19 protein-coding genes and 1 other RNA gene are annotated in these 18260 nt (G+C 61.6%); 8 read left to right on the top strand and 12 right to left on the bottom strand.

Annotated elements, in window-relative coordinates; translation table 11 throughout:
- Window positions 1–76 precede the first annotated feature (76 nt).
- Both JOZ06_RS03915 and JOZ06_RS03910 read right to left on the bottom strand, forming a co-directional pair.
- Window positions 77–682, bottom strand: a complete 606-nt coding sequence (locus JOZ06_RS03915; protein ID WP_293228890.1) for a hypothetical protein — start codon at window positions 680–682, stop codon at window positions 77–79.
- 58 nt (window positions 683–740) lie between these two features.
- Window positions 741–977 carry a hypothetical protein gene (locus JOZ06_RS03910; RefSeq protein WP_293228888.1) on the bottom strand — a complete coding sequence of 79 codons (237 nt, stop codon included), beginning with the start codon at window positions 975–977 and terminating at the stop codon, window positions 741–743.
- Between the two features lie 330 nt (window positions 978–1307).
- On the opposite strand from JOZ06_RS03910, the gene JOZ06_RS03905 reads away from it, so the two are divergent.
- Entirely contained in the window at window positions 1308–2717 is a 1410-nt protein-coding gene (locus JOZ06_RS03905) for an amidase (protein ID WP_293228886.1), read from the top strand.
- Window positions 2718–2724: 7 nt separating this feature from the next.
- On the opposite strand, the gene JOZ06_RS03900 is transcribed toward JOZ06_RS03905, so the two are convergent.
- Together JOZ06_RS03900 and JOZ06_RS03895 are read right to left on the bottom strand one after the other, a co-directional pair.
- Window positions 2725–4698: a U32 family peptidase gene (locus tag JOZ06_RS03900; RefSeq protein WP_293228884.1), complete on the bottom strand. Its 1974-nt coding sequence runs from the start codon at window positions 4696–4698 to the stop codon at window positions 2725–2727.
- A gap of 82 nt (window positions 4699–4780) precedes the next feature.
- The gene (locus JOZ06_RS03895; RefSeq protein WP_293228882.1) at window positions 4781–5053 is read right to left on the bottom strand and encodes a metal/formaldehyde-sensitive transcriptional repressor; all 273 of its coding nucleotides are present in this window, start codon (window positions 5051–5053) and stop codon (window positions 4781–4783) included.
- Window positions 5054–5169: 116 nt separating this feature from the next.
- Here JOZ06_RS03895 and JOZ06_RS03890 point away from each other — a divergent pair, with 116 nt between their 5' ends.
- Entirely contained in the window at window positions 5170–6048 is an 879-nt protein-coding gene (locus JOZ06_RS03890; protein WP_293228879.1) for a nickel/cobalt efflux transporter, read from the top strand.
- 2 nt (window positions 6049–6050) lie between these two features.
- Here the strand turns inward: JOZ06_RS03890 and JOZ06_RS03885 are convergent, their stop codons facing one another.
- A complete protein-coding gene (locus tag JOZ06_RS03885) occupies window positions 6051–6308 on the bottom strand; it encodes a type II toxin-antitoxin system RelB/DinJ family antitoxin (protein WP_293228876.1) in 258 nt (85 codons plus the stop codon).
- A 168-nt stretch (window positions 6309–6476) separates the two neighbouring features.
- Here JOZ06_RS03885 and ssrA point away from each other — a divergent pair.
- From ssrA to JOZ06_RS03860, 5 genes are all read left to right on the top strand, one after another.
- Window positions 6477–6834, top strand: a transfer-messenger RNA (tmRNA) gene (ssrA, locus tag JOZ06_RS03880).
- Between the two features lie 96 nt (window positions 6835–6930).
- Window positions 6931–8289, top strand: a complete 1359-nt coding sequence (locus JOZ06_RS03875) for a TAXI family TRAP transporter solute-binding subunit (protein WP_293228873.1) — start codon at window positions 6931–6933, stop codon at window positions 8287–8289.
- Window positions 8290–8386: 97 nt separating this feature from the next.
- Window positions 8387–8809: a VirK family protein gene (locus JOZ06_RS03870; RefSeq protein ID WP_293228870.1), complete on the top strand. Its 423-nt coding sequence runs from the start codon at window positions 8387–8389 to the stop codon at window positions 8807–8809.
- Between the two features lie 75 nt (window positions 8810–8884).
- Window positions 8885–9973, top strand: a complete 1089-nt coding sequence (locus tag JOZ06_RS03865) for a 3-deoxy-7-phosphoheptulonate synthase (RefSeq protein WP_293228867.1) — start codon at window positions 8885–8887, stop codon at window positions 9971–9973.
- 142 nt (window positions 9974–10115) lie between these two features.
- Complete coding sequence (locus JOZ06_RS03860) at window positions 10116–10712, top strand: hypothetical protein (protein ID WP_293228864.1); 597 nt, start codon at window positions 10116–10118, stop codon at window positions 10710–10712.
- Window positions 10713–10753: 41 nt separating this feature from the next.
- On the opposite strand, the gene JOZ06_RS03855 is transcribed toward JOZ06_RS03860, so the two are convergent.
- Entirely contained in the window at window positions 10754–11008 is a 255-nt protein-coding gene (locus JOZ06_RS03855; protein WP_293228861.1) for a hypothetical protein, read from the bottom strand.
- Between the two features lie 160 nt (window positions 11009–11168).
- Here JOZ06_RS03855 and JOZ06_RS03850 point away from each other — a divergent pair, with 160 nt between their 5' ends.
- Window positions 11169–11879, top strand: coding sequence for a hypothetical protein (locus JOZ06_RS03850; RefSeq protein ID WP_293228859.1), 711 nt, complete (start codon window positions 11169–11171; stop codon window positions 11877–11879).
- A 44-nt stretch (window positions 11880–11923) separates the two neighbouring features.
- Here JOZ06_RS03850 and JOZ06_RS03845 read toward each other — a convergent pair whose 3' ends face one another.
- From JOZ06_RS03845 to JOZ06_RS03820, 6 genes are all read right to left on the bottom strand, one after another.
- Window positions 11924–12256 carry a hypothetical protein gene (locus JOZ06_RS03845; RefSeq protein ID WP_293228856.1) on the bottom strand — a complete coding sequence of 111 codons (333 nt, stop codon included), beginning with the start codon at window positions 12254–12256 and terminating at the stop codon, window positions 11924–11926.
- 92 nt (window positions 12257–12348) lie between these two features.
- Complete coding sequence (locus tag JOZ06_RS03840) at window positions 12349–12543, bottom strand: hypothetical protein (protein WP_293228854.1); 195 nt, start codon at window positions 12541–12543, stop codon at window positions 12349–12351.
- Window positions 12544–12699: 156 nt separating this feature from the next.
- The gene (locus JOZ06_RS03835) at window positions 12700–12951 is read right to left on the bottom strand and encodes a hypothetical protein (protein ID WP_293228852.1); all 252 of its coding nucleotides are present in this window, start codon (window positions 12949–12951) and stop codon (window positions 12700–12702) included.
- 116 nt (window positions 12952–13067) lie between these two features.
- Complete coding sequence (gene ycaO / locus JOZ06_RS03830; protein WP_293228849.1) at window positions 13068–14777, bottom strand: 30S ribosomal protein S12 methylthiotransferase accessory factor YcaO; 1710 nt, start codon at window positions 14775–14777, stop codon at window positions 13068–13070.
- A 21-nt stretch (window positions 14778–14798) separates the two neighbouring features.
- Complete coding sequence (locus JOZ06_RS03825) at window positions 14799–16964, bottom strand: YgiQ family radical SAM protein (RefSeq protein ID WP_293228846.1); 2166 nt, start codon at window positions 16962–16964, stop codon at window positions 14799–14801.
- A 139-nt stretch (window positions 16965–17103) separates the two neighbouring features.
- Window positions 17104–18213, bottom strand: a complete 1110-nt coding sequence (locus JOZ06_RS03820; RefSeq protein ID WP_293228843.1) for a two-component system response regulator — start codon at window positions 18211–18213, stop codon at window positions 17104–17106.
- Window positions 18214–18260 lie beyond the last annotated feature (47 nt).

Raw genomic sequence — 18260 nt, 5'->3', positions numbered from 1 at the left:
AGCCCTTCGGGGCCGGTATCCGCCGGCGCATCGCGTTGTCGCTTGCAGACAGGCCCTAAGGGCGCCCGTGTTGCGTTCAATCGTCGTAGCAGTTCTTGCCCGCCAACATCGAACAGGTCAACGGCCGGTCCGGTGCGAGCCAAGGCTGCGGCTTCTCTTGGCGCAGCTTTTGCAATGCCTGGTCCTTGCCCACCCATTCGCTGTTGGCCTGAATGTATTGTTTACAGGCATTGCGGTATTGGTCTGCCAGCGACAGGGCGTACTCATCCAACGGTGTGGCGAAGTTGTAGTTGTTCTTGCGGTAAGTCTGCAAGCCGTCGTCCAGGGTGGCGGTCAAGCTTTGCATGCGCGCCAGCCAATTTTCCGCCGCGTACTGATCCTGATTGAAATACTGCGCCGCCGATTGCCAGGAAACTTGGGTCTCGCGCCGTTTCAGCTCGACGTATTCCCGCGCCAGGGTTTGCGTTTTCAAGTCGTCCGGCTTGATGTGACTGATGGGCTTGAAGGCGCGCATTCCCTTGGGAAGCGGGCAGGTGAGCGATTGGCGTGTGGCCAGCGCCTTGAAGTACGTGGCGTCGGTGACGTCCTGTTGTTGGTCTTGCTCGGTGGTGCTGCCTGAGGCATCGCAGCCAAACAGAAGCACCGTCGATAGTGCGGCCAGCAGTGTCCGTGGATTTTTCATGGAGATACCCGCCTTTTTCCCTGTCATCATAACAGAGCGTTAGGTCGTGAGCATCATGTCATGGCGTGTTCGGCGCTCGCTCGTCCGGTTCGGTGGGGCACTGCGCCGCAGTGCTTTGTGCGGGCTGCAGCGCGTTCAGACGGCCGATCTCCTGCTCTAGAACGTCGATATAGGCAAGCAGGATGCAGGATACGGCTCGTTGCTGCTCTCCGGCCTTATCGGATGGTTCGTATTCTGTCCAAAACCGGGAGAGCGCAATGGCCTCCTGCAAATCAAGCATCAATGTTGGTTTCATGCGGGCCTCGTGGGAGGGGCTCTATGATCGGTTGGTCCAACGCTCGTTCTTGTTAGTTATATCACGCTGTCGGTGAAATGACATGTAAATATCTATTGAAATCGTCATCTGAAAAAATGTCCATAATGAACACCTTACATTAAAAACATATTATTTAAAGTGTTGTTACATGGTGGACTTCATCACCATTTGGCATTATCTTGCGTGATAGTTTCACAACGATGGCATGGCTCCTGCCGACCGAAGTAGGCGCGGCATCGATGGCAATTGCTAGCGCTAGTTATGCCAATGTGATAATAAATACGGTGATTGGTTGCCATGGAGATGACCGTGCCCGGAGCGCGTCCGCGCGAATTGGCCGATGCCACCACGATGCTGCTCCAGCTGGCGCAGGGCGAAAGCCATGCCGAGCAGCTGCTCCAGCTCCATTTGGCACGTCTCAACGCGCTGCAGCCTCAGCTTCATGCCGCGAGCCATATCTTGCGCGAAGACGCCATGCGCCAATGGGAGGCGGTGTCGTCCGGGCCGCTGACCGGTCTGCCTTGTTCGCTAAAGGAAACCATCGGCATGGCCGGCCAGCCGGTGTATGCCGGATCGAACTATATGCGCCCATGGGTGCCGACGCGGGATTCGCCGGTGGTGACGCGGCTCAAAGCGGCGGGCGCGGTGATCGTCGCGCGCGGCAATGTGCCCGAGTTTGCCATGACGGCCGAAACGACCAGCCCTCGCCACGGTGTCACGCGCAATCCGCTCGCGCCGGAACGGACCGCCGGCGGTTCCTCGGGGGGAGATGCCGCGCTGGTCGCGTCGGGCGCGGTGGCCTTTGGCATCGGCTCCGATATCTTAGGCTCGATCCGTATTCCCGCCGCCTGCTGCGGAGTCGTCGGTTTCAAGCCTTCGTCCAGTGCCGTGCCCAAGCAGCACAGCTGGCCGCAGATCGATGGGTTTACCGACAGTTGGCTCGCCATTGGCCCGATCACGCGTTCTGTGCGGGATGCACGGCTGGTGTATCAGGTGCTGGCGCAGACGGCCTTGCCAACGGTGCCTTCCCTTGAGGGGCTGCGCCTGATTCGGGCGGAGGGCTTTCCGTTGCAGACGCTGTCACCGTGCATCGACCAGGCATTGGCCGCGGCACGCAAGGCGCTGACGGTGGCTGGCATGCAAAGCGAGGGACAGTGTTTCGACGAGGTCGCCAGTTTGCAGGATTTGATCGCGCCGATGATTTTGCACGACATGCAGGCCGACTGGTATGAGGCGCTGGAGAGCGGCGGGCGCCCGTTTCATCTGCTGGCGGAGGCATGGCGCCAATTGACCGGCCGCCCCGGCATCGACCATGGACTGTTCGTCTGGCTGCTGTATGGCGCGACGCTCGGGCGTTTTGCCATCCCGCGCAGCGCCGCGCACGCAGCGCGGCTGGTTGGCCGTTTTCAGACCGTGCGCGAACTCTACCGCGACATGCTGGGGCACGACGGGATCTTACTGTTGCCGACTATGGGGTGGCTGGCGCCGCCGCATGGCGAGATGAACCGCCGCACGCTGCGCCCCGGGCTTAACCGGCAAATCAGCCCGCTCGCTTTGTGCAACTACGCGGATCTGCCCGCCATTGCCGTGCCGGCCTGGTCGTTTGCCGATCCGGTCAGCGGCCTGCCGCCCAGTCTGATGCTGGTGGCGGCGCCAGGGCAGGAGGCGCGGCTATTGGCCGTGGCGGAACGGGTGGAGCAAAGCGTCAACCCATGTTGATGCGGGCTTACGGGCGTGTTTTGAAAAAAGTGATCGGCGCCGTCGCCGGGATGTCGCTCGGCGGTGGCGATTTGAGAATGTGTTTTTTCATCTTGCCCATCACGTGCATCTCGCATGGGCGGCAGTCGAATGTCAACGTATAGGTCTCGCTGCCCGATTTGAGAATGAGCGGATCGGCGCGCACTTGCCCCATGACCCCCTTGACCCCTTTGGCTTGCTTCGGACACAGATTGAAGCTGAAACGTAGGCAGTGCTTGGTGATCATCAGGCTGACCTCGCCCGGCTCCTGGTGCGCCTCGTAGGCCGGTTCGGCCACGTCGACACCATGGCGGCGGTAAAACCGCCAAGCCAATTCGTTGTAGATGTTGGCCAGATAGCTCAGCGTGGTGGCGGGGTAGCGGGGCGGTGGCGCAACGGCCGCTTTGCGCGTGGGGCGCTGCCAAGCGGCAAGCCGCGCCGCTTCCAGGTTTTCCACCGCTTGGCGCCGCAGTCCGTTGATGGCCGATGCCGGCACGAACCAGGGCTCGCGCAGGTCGAGCCGAATGTCGTGGGCGATAAAACGGGTGTTGCCCAACTTGCCCAGCGCGTCGATCAAACCCTGTCGCGCGCGTTCCGGGTCCTTGGCGGCGGTCAACGCGGTCGACAGCTTGGCGGTGGCGCAGCAACCGTCGGTATCGGTGAGCGTCAGCACGAGGCCGTCCTCGCTCTCCGATAGCGCGACCCATACGCCGACGCGCCGTTCGGCCGACGGTTTCAATAGCGCCAGCTCCCAGGCATGGTCGCGGTTGCGGCAGATCTCCATGCCAGGCTTCAAACCGGCCAGCAGCGCGGGGTCGTTCGGCTGGCCGCGCCACAACGGCACGCCCTCGGCGTCGTGCCCGGCCTGCTTGACGGTGTTCAGCTGCATGCCGATCACTTCGCGCTTCTTCAGGTAATTGATGCCGTCGCCGTTGCTCATCGTCTCGGCCGTGGCGATTTCCAGCCAGTCCGGTCCGACTTGATGCGCGTGGCCAAGCGTCACGCCGACAAACTTGGGCGAATCGAACGCGCCGATATCCGGTTGGCGGCCGGTGGCGAAATAGTCGGTGCCGCCGCGATGAAAGGTTTTGTCTGGGTTTGGCGTGAAAAAGATCTCGCTCGTGCCGCTCGATGCCGGTGCAAGCTCCGGCCGGCGTTCGAACAGCGCGTCCAGCAGCAGCCGGTAATGGGCGGTAATGTTCTTGACGTAGCTCGCGTCCTTGTAACGGCCTTCGATTTTCAACGAGCGTACGCCGGCGTCCAGAAGCGCTTCCAAATTCGCGCTCTGGTTGTTGTCCTTCATCGACAGCAGGTGCTTGTCGAATGCCACCACGCCGCCCTTTTGGTCGGTCAGCGTATAGGGCAGGCGGCAGGCCTGCGAACAATCGCCCCGGTTGGCGCTGCGGCCGGTCTCGGCATGGCTGATATAGCACTGGCCGGAGAACGCCACGCACAACGCGCCGTGGATGAAATATTCGAGTGTGGCGCCACCGGCGAGCCGCTCGGCGATGGCGCGTATTTGCGCGATCGACAGTTCCCGCGCCAGCACCAGTTGCGAGAAGCCCGCGTCGGATAGGAAAAGCGCCTTGTCGGTATCGCGAATGTCGCATTGCGTCGAGGCGTGCAGCTCGATCGGCGGCAGGTCCATCTCCAGGATGCCCATGTCTTGGATGATCAGCGCGTCGACGCCGGCGTCGTACAGTTGCCAGACCAGACGCCGCGCCGCGTCCAGCTCGGCGTCGTGCAAAATGGTGTTGAGCGTGACGAAAACGCGCGCATGGTAAAAGTGAGCAAAACGCGTGAGTTCGGCGATGTCGGCAACGCTGTTGCAAGCGTTGTGCCGCGCGCCAAAGCTCGGTCCGCCGATGTACACGGCATCTGCGCCATGCAGGATCGCTTCGCGGGCGATTTCAACGGTTTTGGCGGGGGCTAGCAATTCGACCTGATGCGGCAACAAACTCATGGAAACATCCTGCGATGACGGCGTGGGGCGGAAGTATAACGGAATCAGCGGGTTGTGCGCGACTGCCAAGAGGGCGGCGTTGCTATTTCAGGTACGATTTGATGACCTGCAGCACGACCTCCAGGTCTTTTTGCCGCTGCGCTTCGTCAGGCTGGTCCACGAGATGAACGCTCAAATGCCCTTCGATCACGGCGGCCATCAAACCGTTGACCGCGCCGCGGATGGCGGCGATCTGCTGTAGCACGGCGCTGCATTCGGTGCCGTTGGTCAGCTGTTTTTCCAGCGCGGCGGTCTGGCCGCTCAGGCGGCGGACCCGCGCTAGCAATTTCGCTTGATCGCGTATGGTGTGCGACATGAATTTTCCTTGGCGGTGCGTGCGGCCAGCATAGCACATCGATACAGGGGGGTAGTATTTTTATACTGGTGGGGAGTATACTGAAAGCACGTCATCCTTCCAGACCGGAAACCGGTATGTTGAACTTTTCTCAGATGCTTCTCGGTGGCAATGCTTGGCTTTTCGTGCCGAGCGCCATTCTGCTCGGCGCGTTGCACGGCTTGGAGCCGGGGCATTCCAAAACCATGATGGCGGCGTTCATCGTCGCGATCCGCGGCACGGTTGGCCAGGCCATTTTGCTTGGGTTGTCCGCCACGCTGTCGCATACCGCCGTGGTGTGGCTGGTGGCGATGCTGGGGTTGCGGTTCGGCGGGCGCTGGGCTACCGAGGCCAGTGAGCCGTATTTCCAAGTGCTGTCGGCGGCCATGATCCTGCTGGTTGCCGGTTGGATGCTATGGCGCACCTGGCGCGAGCAGCATGGCCATGGGCATGACCACCCGCATGCGCATCCTCACCCGCATGATCATGGGCGCCATTCGCACCGTCATACGCAACCGGCGCGGCACGCGGGGGTGGGCAAGTATCGTTCGGTGACGGCGCAAGACGCTTTGGCCACATTCGAACGGATCGTGGGCCACGCGCAGGATGCGCATGAGCGTGCTCATGCGGAGGACATCCGCCGCCGCTTCGCCAACCGGGAGGCAAGCACTGGCCAGATCGTGCTGTTTGGTCTCACGGGCGGCCTCGTGCCTTGTCCGGCATCGATTACCGTGCTGCTGCTGTGCCTGCAATTAAAGAAAGTGGCGCTCGGCGCCACGCTGGTGTTGTGCTTCAGTATCGGTCTGGCGTTGACCATGGTCGCCACCGGTGTGCTGGCGGCGTTGAGTCTGAAGCATTTGTCCGATCGTTGGCGCGGCGCGGGCGAGTTTGCGCGCAAGGCGCCGTATTTCTCCGGCGCGCTGATCGTGCTGGTGGGGTTGTCGGTGGGGTACGCCGGGCTGAGGCAGCTGCTGTGACGTTACAGCTCGCCGGTGATCGCGCGCATCAGCTCGTTGAAGCTGGCATACGTCGGCAGAGCGGATTCATCCGCTTCGGCGGTCGAGGGCAGGCTGCCGCTGCCGAAAAACGGCACGTCGTCCGGCAGTTTTCCCTCGCGGGCTATGTAGCCCAATAAGGCGCGAATAGCTTGCGACAAGGTCAGGCCTTCGCGCTGTAGCACGCGAACAGCCTGTGCCTTGACTTCGGCATCGATGGCGGCGCTGACGGTGGTGTGCATGATAATGCTCTGCAGGGTAATGATGCGTCATTATGTGGCGTCGGTGAACGGCGGCGTGTTGATCTGCCTCTAGCTTTTTGCCGGATGGCGGCACTTTTATACGCGCATGTCGCTTTAACCTTTGTGGACGATGGCGTGGGCACGGTGTTATACTGGCTGACCACATCTGGGGGCGACCTGGTTTCGACGAGGGTTGCAAAGCGGATGAGGGCATACCGGGATTTCAGTTACCCCGTAAAACGCTGAAACTGTAATAACCGCAAACGACAACGTTTACGCTCTGGCCGCCTAAGGCCGGACTCTGCAGCGGCTCGCTGATGGGCCGTGGAGGCAACTCCCGCAGAGTCACTCTACATCAGCTCGCCTTGGTTCGGGTTACTTGATCCGGGGTTAAACTTAGGTAACTCGCCTCAAACCAGCCTGCCCGTCGGCGGGGGAGAGGTTAAACTCAAACGACACGGCTAAGTATGTAGAACTCACTGCAGAGGGCTTTCGGACGCGGGTTCGATTCCCGCCGCCTCCACCAGTTGCAACAAAAAGCCTTGTGAAAACAAGGCTTTTTTATTGTTCGTTCCACGGGAATAATCATGCGCCGCCGTTATCTGGCGCCTTGGAGAGTCCCTTGATCACACCGAAAATTCTGATTTCACGGCTGGCCGCGCGCTTGAATGCCCTGTTTGGGCGCGGCTTGGTGGCGACCATCGCCTTGTTGGTGCTTGCTGGGCTCGCGCTATCCGCCGCCGCGCTATGGTATGTCGGCTCGGCAGCACCCTCCACGCTGATCATTGTCAGCGGCCCCAAGGGCAGTGTGTTCGACCACACTGCGCAACGCTACCAGCAAATCCTCGCACGCGAAGGTGTGACCGTCCGCATCGTGCCCACCGGCGGTTCGGTCGACAATTTGCGCTTGTTGAAAGACGCGCATCAAAAAGCCGATGTGGGTTTCGTGCTGGGCGGCGAGGCGGGTGCGGTGGCCGACGGGCGGCTTGTGTCGTTGGGCAGCATCTCGTATCAGCCGCTGTTGATTTTTTATCGTGGCGAACCACGGTCGCTATTGTCGGATTTCAAGGGTGGACGGCTCGATATCGGCCGCCCGGGGACGGGGACGCGGGAACTTGCGCTGACGTTGCTCAAACTGAACGGCATCGTCCCTGGCGATGGCACGCAGATGATCGAGTCGTTGCCTGGCGACGCGGTGGATGCGCTGCGTCATGAGCGTATTGACGCCATCTTCGTCATGGGCGACTCCGCCTCGACCGATATGATGCGCGAACTGCTGCACACACCCGGCATCCGCTTGTTCAATGTCACGCAGGCGGATGCTTATACGCGGCGTGTCAGCTATTTGAACAAGCTGGAGCTGCCGATGGGTGTGCTCGATGTCGGCAAGAATATCCCGCCGGAGACGACCGAGTTGATTGGCCCTTCGGTCGAGCTGGTCGCCCGTGCCGGGCTGCACCCGGCGCTGTCCGATTTGCTGCTCGACGCGGCGCGTGAGGTGCATGGCAAGGCCGGCGTGCTGAGAAAGCAGGGCGAGTTTCCTTCCGCGGTCGAGCACGAGATTCCGCTAAGCGAGGATGCGCGGCGTTACTACACATCGGGTAAGAGTCTGCTTTATCGCACCTTCCCGTTCTGGCTTGCAGGTCTGATTGCCCGCGCGCTTGCCGTGATCGTGCCGTTGGGGTTGTTTCTGATCCCGGCGCTGAAGATGGCGCCAGCCATCTATCGCTGGCGTATCCAATCGTCGATTCATCGCTGGTATCGCGCACTGCTCGATCTGGAGCAAGAAGCGCATCGGCGGGCCGACGACATCGAGCGTCTGCGCGAGCTGGCGCACCATCTGGATCACATTGAGCGGACGGTCAGCAAAATCAGTGTGCCCGCCGCATTTGGCGAGTATTTGTATGGCTTGCGCGGCCACATCAAATTCGTGCGCGAGCGCTTGCTCGAGCGCATTGCCGCCGCGGAGGACGTGGCCTGATCTTGCCGCGCGCCCTCGACAAGTCGTTGCATCGACGGTAACTGTTCAGGTTTGCTTGGGTTGCTCGTCATGTCAACGATTCGAAGGAGATGTCGCCATGTCCCTCCATGCTCGGCGTTTTTGCGCCGCGATGGCGCTATGCGGCGCAGCCGCGCAAGCTGAACCGCTTGCCGGTTTTCAAGATATTGCCAATGCCTTGGCGCGCGGCGGTCGCGTGACGGTTGCGCTGGATTTGGCGCGATGCCAGCGCGGCAGCGGCCAGCCAGGGCCTGCGATCCGGGCGGGGCTGGCGCTGACGAGCTATATGAATTTCGGCGCGCGCATCGTTTTTTCCGACTCCCATTTCACCTTGCCGCCGGCGCAAACGCGCCCGGTGGTCGAGTTCGTCCGTTATGAGCTCGATGTTCAGGGGGGATTGGCGCTGACCAGTACCGAGTTCGAATTGCCGGGCTATGTGCAACGGCAGAAGCGTGTTCTGCGCTGCTCGCTGGGGCGCGGCGCGGCGTTCTTTGCCTCCTAGCGGATGAGGCGGGCGGGTCGGCGCGCGTGGTCATTTTCTGGTAATCTGTTCTGACATTATTTTCCTAATATTGCCATGATAAGAACAGAAAACCTCAACATCGAATCGTTCGATCCGATGCCAACTCCCGATGAAATTCATCTGCGCCTGCCGCTGTCCGACGACTTGGCCGCGCGGGTACTGGCTGGCCGGCAAGCGCTACAGCGCATTCTCGATCGCGAGGATGCGCGCAAGTTCGTGATCGTCGGCCCCTGTTCGATTCACGACCCGGTGGCGGGGCTCGATTACGCGCGCCGGCTCAAGGACCTGGCGGATGAGTTGTCCGATGTGCTGTATCTCGTGATGCGGGTGTATTTCGAGAAACCGCGCACCACCACGGGTTGGAAAGGATTCATCAACGATCCGCGCATGGACGATTCCTTCATGATCGACGAAGGCGTATTGCGCGCGCGCGAGTTTCTTTTGGAGGTCAATCGCTTGGGGTTGCCTGCTGCGACCGAAGCGCTGGACCCGATCGCGCCGCAGTATATCGGCGATTTGATTGCTTGGACGGCGATTGGCGCACGCACGTCGGAGTCGCAAACGCATCGCGAGATGTCGTCGGGACTGTCCACGCCGGTCGGATTCAAAAACGGCACGGACGGCTCGGTGTCCACGGCGGTCAATGCGATCATGTCGGCGTCGTATCCCCATAGCTTCCTTGGCATCAACGGCCAGGGACGGTCGGCGATCATCCGTACGCGCGGCAACCGCTATGGCCATCTGGTCTTGCGCGGCGGTGGCGGCCGGCCGAACTACGATAGCGTCAGCGTGGCCATGGCCGAAGCGGCGTTATCCAAGGCCGGCTTGCCCAGCAATATCGTGATCGATTGCTCGCATGCCAATTGCGGCAAACAAGCTGCGTTGCAGCCGTTGGTGGTGGGAGATGTCTTGCGGCAGATCGAGCATGGCAATAGCAGCATTGTCGGGTTGATGTTGGAGAGTTTTCTTGAGGCCGGCAATCAGCCGTTGACGGACGATTTGTCGTCGCTACGCTATGGCTGCTCGGTTACCGACCCTTGTCTGGACTGGGAGACCACCGAAGCGACGTTGCGCGAGGCGGCTCAGGTGTTGCGCGCAGGTTGTGAGTCCACTGCGGTGGTTACTCACAGATGCTGTGGATAACGCTGTGGGCAAATGCGGCAAGTACTTGTCCGATCGTCCAGGTTGCCGGGCGGTCAAATTTTGGGCATCGCGCGCGGAATAAATTGAAATACGGTATATATAGTTTATACTGTTATGGTTTTCCGACACATAGGGGTATGCGATGAAAGCAGCGAACTCGGCCGTCAAACCGGCGGCCGCTGAACCGGCGCCGGCAAAGGCCGTAGCCGCCAAGCCGACTACCAAGCCCGCGGCCGCTAAGCCGGCTCCGGCCAAAACGGTGACGACAAAGCCCACGGCCACCGCCAAGCCAGCGGCGGCGAAGCCGGCAGCAAAGCCCGTTGCGGCCAAAACCGCGGCAAAGCCTGCCACGTCCAAGCCCGCTGCCGCTAAGCCGGCGGCAAAGCCAACTGCCTCCAAGCCGATTGTCGGCAAAGCCATTGCCGCGAAGCCAGTGATTGAAACCGTGCCCGTGGCGCCGGCGCCGGCGGTGCCGGCCAAGGTTGACGCGGATGCCCGCGCCAAGAAAAAGGCGAGTGGCAAGAAGCACAAGCTGGTGCGCGATAGCTTCACCATGCCGGATGGCGAATATCAGCAGATCGCCGCGTTGAAACAGCGTGTGCTGTCCGTCGGGCATGAAGTGAAAAAGAGCGAGTTGTTGCGTGCCGGGCTCGCGGCGCTGAGTAAGTTGACCGATGCCCAGCTTGTGCAGGCGCTGTCGCAGTTGGAGAAAATCAAGACCGGCCGCCCGGCCAAGTAAGTGGGGGCCGCAGGTGACAAAAGGGGCTTTGGCCCCTTTTTCTATGGCGTATCCGGCGCGGCGGGATGCATGAGCGACTGCAGTAGCTGGTCGGTGGCGGCTTGCGCCACGATTTCTTTGCTGCTGTGGTCGTACAGAACCGAGCCGATGGCAATCATGCTAAAGAGCTCCTCCTCTGTCAGCTTGGGTGCGATCTGCGCCAGGGTGACGGCATAGAGCGCCGGAATGGCCGCCCATTTGATCTGCTCACTGGTTTTTGCCTGAATCATGAAGCTGAGAATCTGAGAGGCATTCATGGCATGCTTCGGTGAGAATGTTGCGTCAAGGCTACCATATTTTGTGCCGACAAGGGCCGTTTGCCGGGAGCGGTGCTTAAGCGGCCTGTCATCAGCGCTTTATTCTTTTGGAATATACTGGTGCCGGCACTTTTGCCGTGAAGATACATGAGGGGGGCAAATGACGATCCGCATTGCGGCTCTGGCCGGCGCCTTGCTGGCGTGGTCTGGCGTGCTCATGGCGGCTGATATGCCGACCGATACGGGTTTTGATTACTACCTATTGTCGACGCAATGGATTCCGGGCTGGTGTCAGAGCGGCACGGCCGGCAAAAGCGGCGCTGATCTGGATGCGGCGCAAGCCTGCCGGGCCGATCTGCCACCGCTGATGTTTCATGGCTTGTGGCCGGAGCGCAAGGATGGCAGCTATCCTCACGACTGCCACGCCGTGCCGCCGCTGGACGCGGCGCGCTTGACTTTCGCCAATCCCTATCGGGCCTATTTGCGTAATGCCGATGCCTTCGTCGACCATGAGTGGGGTAAACATGGCACCTGTACGCCGTACTACCAGCCAGGCAGCGAAGCGCATGACGCGACAGGCTATTATCGTCAGGTGAATCGCTATTTCGGCGATGCTTTGGCCGTGTTTGAGCAGATCAAGACGCCAACGTTGACGGAAACGGCCTCGATCGAGGAGATCAAGCAGCGCTTTGCCGACCTGAATCCGCGCTATCCGGTGACGGCGCAATTCGCGACCTGCGACAAAAATCCGCAGCAAAAGAAGTTTTTGACCGGGTTATGGCTGTGTGTCGATGCCGGCATGAAGGCGATCGCCTGTCCTGCCGGGCTGATGAAATACGAAAACTGCCAGGGTGACGTGCACACGCGTTGATGGGACGCCCAGAAGCTGAAACGGCCGCAAGCGCGGCCGTTTGTTTAGGGTTGTGTTTTTTCCAGCCCCAGGAATTTCATTCGCTCGTAGCCGGCGTCGGTGAGGACCAAAAAACGGGCCTTGTACGTCTCCACCCAGCCTTTTTCGAACAGCGACGTCATGCCTTGTTCCATGTGGTCGACTTCGGGGCTAAGCCGGCGCAGTCGCGGCGAGAACAACACCGCCCCGACCGGTTGCCCTGCCTTGGCGTTCTGCTGCGCGAAGATGTTGAGCAAGAAGCGCTCGGCGGCGGCCAATTCCGCCGCGCTCAGCGGCGGCGGCGGTTCAGGGTCCGGGCCGAAGATCTTGTCGATGATGCGTTTGAAGAGTGAGGCCATGTTCGCTTCCTGAAGAGCAAATCGATACATCTACTATGCCATTGCGGCGCGCGAGCCTTCTTGACGCATCTCAGGCTGGGCGCAAAGGCCCATTAGAACTGCAGCTTCTTGCAAGCCGGGCAACGAAACATCTGGCCGGCGATGGTGCTTTCCTCGTTGAGTCCGCGGTGCCCGCAGTGGCGGCAGGCGCGTTGTTCGCTCGGGGCGTTTGCGTTGAGCGAATCTTTTTTTCCCCACGAGGATGGCGTGATCAGCCGGCGGCTGACGGTGTTGCGATGGGTGGACATGCATGCTCCCTGATAAGGTTGTGTTCCTTTGCGCGGGGTGTGTCCGCTCTGGGGCGGCTGTGCCGAATACGCGCAGCCGCTCAAAATAGCAGGCTGCGCGTGGATTGACAATGGACAGCCCGCCGCGTGAGCGGCGGGCGAGGGGGCGAGGGGGCGTTAGACTTTCTGGGATTGCAGCAGACCGACTTGCTGCAAGAACCCCTCGACCTGGCGCGCGCTATCCTTGTCCAGGTCTTCCAGGATTGTACGTGCCAGGCTCAGGTAAATCGTTTGTCGTTCGTCGGCGGTCTTACGGGCGTAGTGCTGCTGCAACTGGTCCATGGCCTGGGTGGCCATGGACAGATCCTGCCGTAACGCCGCCTTGCGTACCGTCGCTGGAAACTCCAGCAACCAGCGCTCCATGTGCATGATGGCGCCCTCCTGACGAATTACGTCACGCGTGATCCATATGTCATGGATCATAGAGGTACTATAGCCGATGGCGGCCTGTTATGCGCATGAACACCGCGACGCGAATGGCCGCTTTAGTGCCACAACTTGCGATATTCCCCCAGCAGGCTTTGATGCAGGCGGCTGTGCTCGATGTTGGCGCCGAACTCGGTCAAGCCGAAAAAGCGCGTTTCGCCGGCCAGCAACCGTTGCGCCAATGCCACGGTGTCGGCGCCGTAGAGCAGGGTCAAGCTATGCTCGGCGTCGCCCTGCAAATCGAGCAGCGCGGCAATGGCACGGTAGACCTTGTGGCGCTCGGCCGGCATGTGGCCCAAGTGACGGATCCAGTCGCAGCCTTCGCGAATGCCGTCCTCGTCTCCCAGCGCCAAGGCGAGCAGCGTTTTGAGTTCGCCTACACGCAGTTCCTTCCAGGCGCTGTCCGCGTCGGCAGCCACGCCGATCAAGGCCGGGACCGGGCGCAGGTCGTCGAGCCCCAAGTCGTCGAGGTGGTCCCGCAACGCTTGGCATTCCGCGTCCGATAGTGCCGGCAAGCGCAACAGGTAGGGACGCAGCCGATTACCGGCGCTGTTGTTCTCCCATTCCAGTTCTTCCAGCGGATAAATCTCGGACATGCCGGGCACCAGGATGCGGCAAGCGTAGACGCCGAGGTGGGTGAAATCGGCGATGTAGATGTCGAAGCCGGCGCGGTGGATGCAATCGCTGATCCAGTGGTAGTCGTCGGCCGTGGTCTGGCTGAAATTCCAGTCGCAGAAATCGAAGTCCGGCGTGTCGCCGAAATAGCGCCAGGCGATGACGCCGCTGGAGTCGACGAAATGAATCTCCAGGTTTTGCGGATCGGCGACTTCGTCCAGATCGAAGCTGGGCTCGGGGAAGCCGTCCAGCTGCGCCAGCGCGCGGCCTTGCAACAGTTCGGTCAGCGCGCGCTCCAGCGCGATCTCGAAGCGCGGATGCGCGCCGAAGCTGGCGAACACGCCCTGATCGCGATGGTTGAGCAGGGTGACGTTCATCACCGGGAATTGGCCGCCCAGCGAGGCGTCCTTGACCAGGATGCCGAAACCGGCGGCGCGCAAGCCGCGGATGCCGGCGGCGATCTTGGGGTAGCGGGCGATGACGTCTTCCGGCACGTCCGGCAGACAAATGGCTTCGCGCAATACCTTGAATTTGACGTGGCGCTCGAGAATCTCCGACAGCGCCTGGGTGCGTGCTTCCGGCGGGGTGTTGCCGGCGGCCATGCCGTTGCTGACGTACAGGTTGCCGATGATGTTGATCGGGAACCAGGTGGTGGCGTCATCGCGCTGGCGGATGTACGGCAGTGCGCAGATGCCGCGCGCATGATTGCCTGAGTTGAGCTCGACGAGCGCGTCGGCCGGAATGCGGCCTTCCGGGTTGTACAGGGCCTGCAACTCGGCGTTGAGCAACTCGGCCGGCCAGGCATCGCCGTCCCTTAATGGGAACCAGCGTTCCTGTGGGAAAAACACGTGTTCGCGGCGGGCAATCTCCTCGCCCAGATAATAGTGCGACCAGAAGTAGTTGTTGCTGACCCGTTCGAAGAATTCGCCCAAGGCGCTGGCGCGGGCAGCCAGTTCGCTCGCGCCCTTGCCGTTGACGTAGATCAGCGGACAGTGCTTGTTGGCCAGGTGAACCGACCAGACGTTGTCGACCGAATTGAGCCAGCATTGCTCCTCGACCTCCAGGCCGAGTTCGGCGAGCCGGGCCATGAGCCGCGCGATGGTGGTTTCGAGCGCGGCATCCTTGCCCGGAATGAAGTGTTCGTTTTGCGACATGTAAGGTTTCTCTGGATGCAATCAGCGACGACCGCGATTGTTCTGTTTCTTGGCCGGCGGCCGCGGCTCGCCGGTATGTTTGGTGTGCGCCGGGTTGAAGCGCGCGTTGCGTTCGCGCGCGTCGCGGCCCTCGGCCGGCTGCCGTGGCGGAATCAATTGTTGCTTGCCGTAGCCGATCAGGTCGTCCCGCCCCATGGCCATCAGCGCGTCGCGCAGCATCGGCCAGTTGTTCGGGTCGTGGTAGCGCAGGAACGCCTTGTGCAGTTTGCGGCGCTGGGCGTCGCGCACCACGTCGACTTTCTCCGAGCTGCGCGCCAGTTTCTTCAGCGGATTGCGGCCGGTGTGCCACATGGTGGTGGCCAGCGCCATCGGCGTCGGCACGAAAGCCTGTACCTGATCGAGCCGGAAATTGTGGCGTTTGAGCCAGAGCGCCAGGTTGAGCATGTCCTCATCGGTGGTGCCCGGGTGCGCGGCGATGAAGTAGGGAATCAGGTACTGTTCTTTGCCCGCCTGGCGCGAGAAGCGCTCGAACAGTTCCTTGAATTTCTCGTAGGTGCCGATGCCCGGCTTCATCATCTTCGATAGCGGCCCGGTCTCGGTATGCTCCGGGGCGATCTTCAGGTAGCCGCCGACATGATGTGTGACGAGTTCCTTGATGTACTCCGGCGAACGCACCGCCAGGTCATAGCGCAAGCCCGAGCCGATGCTGATCTTCTTGACGCCGGGCAGCGCGCGCGCCTTGCGATAGAGCTCGATCAGCGCGCTGTGATCGGTGTTCATGTTCTCGCAGATGTCGGGGTAGACGCAGCTGAGACGCCGGCACGAGCTTTCGATCTTCTTGTCCTTGCACGCCAGCCGGTACATGTTGGCGGTCGGGCCGCCCAAATCGGTGATGTGACCGGTGAAGCCGGCGGTCTTGTCGCGGATTTCCTCGATCTCGTGCAGGATCGATTCATGCGAGCGGCTCTGGATGATGCGGCCCTCGTGCTCGGTGATCGAGCAGAAGCTGCAGCCGCCGAAGCAGCCGCGCATGATGTTGATCGAAAAGCGGATCATTTCCCATGCCGGGATGCGCGCGTCGCCATAGGCGGGGTGGGGGTTGCGCGCGTAGGGCAGGCCATAGACGTAGTCCATTTCCTCCGTGGTGAGCGGAATCGGCGGCGGATTGAGCCAAACGTCGCGCTCGCCATGCAGCTGCACCAGCGCGCGCGCATTGCCGGGATTGGACTCCAAGTGCAGGGTGCGGCTGGCGTGGGCGTAGAGCACCGGGTCGTAGGCGACGGCTTCGAAGGCCGGCAGCCGCACCACGGTGCGGTGCCGCGCATCGCGCCGCGCGGCCACTCGCTCGTGCAAGCTCATGAAACGGATCGGCTGCGCACCCGGCGCGGCCGGCTCGGCTTGCGCCGCGGGCTCCATCTCATAGGGGTTTTTGTGGGTATCGACCACGCCGGGGACGTCTACGGTGGTCGAATCGATCTCGTGCCAGTCCTCGTTGGGGCGCCAGCCATGTTGCGCCATGAAGGCCGTGCCGCGAATGTCGCGCATCTCGGACAGCTTTTCGCCGCGGCCGGCGCGATGGGCGATCTCGATGATGGCGCGCTCGGCGTTGCCGAAGACCAGCAGGTCGGCTTTGGACGTTACCAGCACCGACGGCCGCACCTTGTCGCTCCAGTAGTCGAAGTGGGCGATGCGGCGCAGGCTGGCCTCGATGCTGCCGATGAGCACGCCCACGCCCGGGTAGGCTTCGCGGCAACGCTGCGCATAAACGCTGGCGGCGCGGTCGGGCCGTTTGTCCGGGGCGGCGTGCGGCGTGTAGGCGTCGTCGGAGCGCGGCTTGCGATCGGCGGTGTAGCGGTTGATCATCGAGTCCATGTTGCCCGCGGTGACGCCATAAAACAGATTGGGTTTGCCGAGCCGGCGGAAATCCTCGGCGCTTTTCCAGTCGGGCTGGGCGATGAGGCCGACGCGGAAGCCTTGCGACTCCAGCAATCGGCCGATCAGCGCCGCGCCAAAGCTCGGATGGTCGATGTAGGCATCGCCGGACACCAGAATGATGTCGCAGCTGTCCCAGCCCAGCTGATCCATTTCAGCGCGGCTCATCGGCAGGAACGGGGCGGTACCGAAGCGCTCGGCCCAGTACTTGCGGTGGGAAAAAATCGGTTTTGGCGTGGCGTATTCTTGCGTCATGACAACTCGGGTTTTCAAGCAGACGCGCATTGTGCCAGATTTGGCCTGCGACGATAAGCAAATATAGTCTTTTTTTTCAATGCGCTATTTCGCATTGAGACGTGAGAGGGACTGTTCGGCGCACCGTTCCCGGCCCCGCTTACGGCGCCGGGTCGCTATAGCGTTGGGCGATCTCGAGAAAGTCGCCGGCAATGGCGACGAAGGCGTCGACCATGTCCGGGTCGAAATGTCTGCCGCGCTCGGCCTGGATGCGTTGCACCGCCTCGCTGTGCGCGAAGCCCGGCTTGTAGACGCGGCGAGAGATCAGCGCGTCGTAGACGTCGGCGATCGCCATCAGGCGGGCCGCGACCGGTATGTCGTCGCCGGTCAAGCCGTCCGGATAGCCGCTGCCGTCCCACTTCTCCTGGTGGCGGTGCGCGATTTCGCGCGCGAAGCGCAGGAAGCTGCTGGGCGTGTCGAGCAGTTTTTCCGCCGAGGCGATGGCGTCGCGCCCAAGCACGGTGTGGCTCTTCATGATCTCGAACTCTTCCGGCGTCAGCTTACCGGGTTTGAGCAGAATACGATCGGGAATGCCGACTTTGCCGATGTCGTGCAACGGCGCGGATTTGTAAATCAGGTCGATGTTTTCGTCGCTGAGGAAGTCGCGGAATTTCGGATGGGGCTGCAGTGCCTGCGCCAAGCGACGCACATAGTGCTGCGTGCGCCGGATGTGCTGGCCGGTGTCGCTGTCGCGCGTTTCGGCCAGCGACGCCATGGCGACGATGGTGACGTCCTGAATGACCTGTACTTCGCGCGTGCGGCGTTCGACTTCGCGCGCGAGGTACGCGTTGGTGTCGGCAAGAAAATCGTTCATCGCCTTGAGCTTTAGGTGCGTCTGGATGCGCGCCAGCACGATGGCGGGCGATATCGGCTTGGTGATGTAATCGACCGCGCCGGCGGAGAAACCGCTTTCCTCGTCTTCGATGTCGACCCGGGCGGTGAGAAAAATGACCGGGATGCCGCAGGTGCGCGGATCGTCCTTGATGAGGCGGCAGGCTTCGAATCCGCCGATGCCCGGCATCATGATATCGAGCAGTATCAGATCCGGCAGGCTGTCGTGGCGCAGTATATCCAGCGCCGCTTCGCCGCTGTTGGCGAGCAAAATGCGGTAGCGCCCCTTGAGCAGCTCGCTCATCAACGTGAGATTGATTGGGGTGTCGTCGACGACCAGAACGGTCTGGCGCTTGTCTGGCTCGGACACTTGCGTCATGTGTGATTGCTCCTCGGCGGACCGTTCGCGGGGTCCATTGTTTTAGG

This window comes from Paludibacterium sp., assembly GCF_019232825.1.
Taxonomy (GTDB): Bacteria; Pseudomonadota; Gammaproteobacteria; order Burkholderiales; family Chromobacteriaceae; genus Paludibacterium.
This window is presented reverse-complemented; position numbering and strand designations above follow the sequence as displayed.

Bases quoted from the DNA above. Each gene is read 5' to 3' on its own strand.
- JOZ06_RS03895 (WP_293228882.1), bottom strand. From the start codon at position 5,053: ATGTCGCACACCATACGCGATCAAGCGAAATTGCTAGCGCGGGTCCGC.
- ycaO (WP_293228849.1), bottom strand. From the start codon at position 14,777: ATGTCGCAAAACGAACACTTCATTCCGGGCAAGGATGCCGCGCTCGAA.
- JOZ06_RS03855 (WP_293228861.1), bottom strand. From the start codon at position 11,008: ATGAATGCCTCTCAGATTCTCAGCTTCATGATTCAGGCAAAAACCAGT.
- JOZ06_RS03835 (WP_293228852.1), bottom strand. From the start codon at position 12,951: ATGCACATGGAGCGCTGGTTGCTGGAGTTTCCAGCGACGGTACGCAAG.
- JOZ06_RS03910 (WP_293228888.1), bottom strand. From the start codon at position 977: ATGAAACCAACATTGATGCTTGATTTGCAGGAGGCCATTGCGCTCTCC.
- JOZ06_RS03865 (WP_293228867.1), top strand. From the start codon at position 8,885: ATGATAAGAACAGAAAACCTCAACATCGAATCGTTCGATCCGATGCCA.
- JOZ06_RS03845 (WP_293228856.1), bottom strand. From the start codon at position 12,256: ATGGCCTCACTCTTCAAACGCATCATCGACAAGATCTTCGGCCCGGAC.
- JOZ06_RS03915 (WP_293228890.1), bottom strand. From the start codon at position 682: ATGAAAAATCCACGGACACTGCTGGCCGCACTATCGACGGTGCTTCTG.
- JOZ06_RS03860 (WP_293228864.1), top strand. From the start codon at position 10,116: ATGAAAGCAGCGAACTCGGCCGTCAAACCGGCGGCCGCTGAACCGGCG.
- JOZ06_RS03840 (WP_293228854.1), bottom strand. From the start codon at position 12,543: ATGTCCACCCATCGCAACACCGTCAGCCGCCGGCTGATCACGCCATCC.
- JOZ06_RS03900 (WP_293228884.1), bottom strand. From the start codon at position 4,698: ATGAGTTTGTTGCCGCATCAGGTCGAATTGCTAGCCCCCGCCAAAACC.
- JOZ06_RS03820 (WP_293228843.1), bottom strand. From the start codon at position 18,213: ATGACGCAAGTGTCCGAGCCAGACAAGCGCCAGACCGTTCTGGTCGTC.
- JOZ06_RS03890 (WP_293228879.1), top strand. From the start codon at position 5,170: ATGTTGAACTTTTCTCAGATGCTTCTCGGTGGCAATGCTTGGCTTTTC.
- JOZ06_RS03825 (WP_293228846.1), bottom strand. From the start codon at position 16,964: ATGACGCAAGAATACGCCACGCCAAAACCGATTTTTTCCCACCGCAAG.
- JOZ06_RS03850 (WP_293228859.1), top strand. From the start codon at position 11,169: ATGACGATCCGCATTGCGGCTCTGGCCGGCGCCTTGCTGGCGTGGTCT.
- JOZ06_RS03885 (WP_293228876.1), bottom strand. From the start codon at position 6,308: ATGCACACCACCGTCAGCGCCGCCATCGATGCCGAAGTCAAGGCACAG.
- JOZ06_RS03870 (WP_293228870.1), top strand. From the start codon at position 8,387: ATGTCCCTCCATGCTCGGCGTTTTTGCGCCGCGATGGCGCTATGCGGC.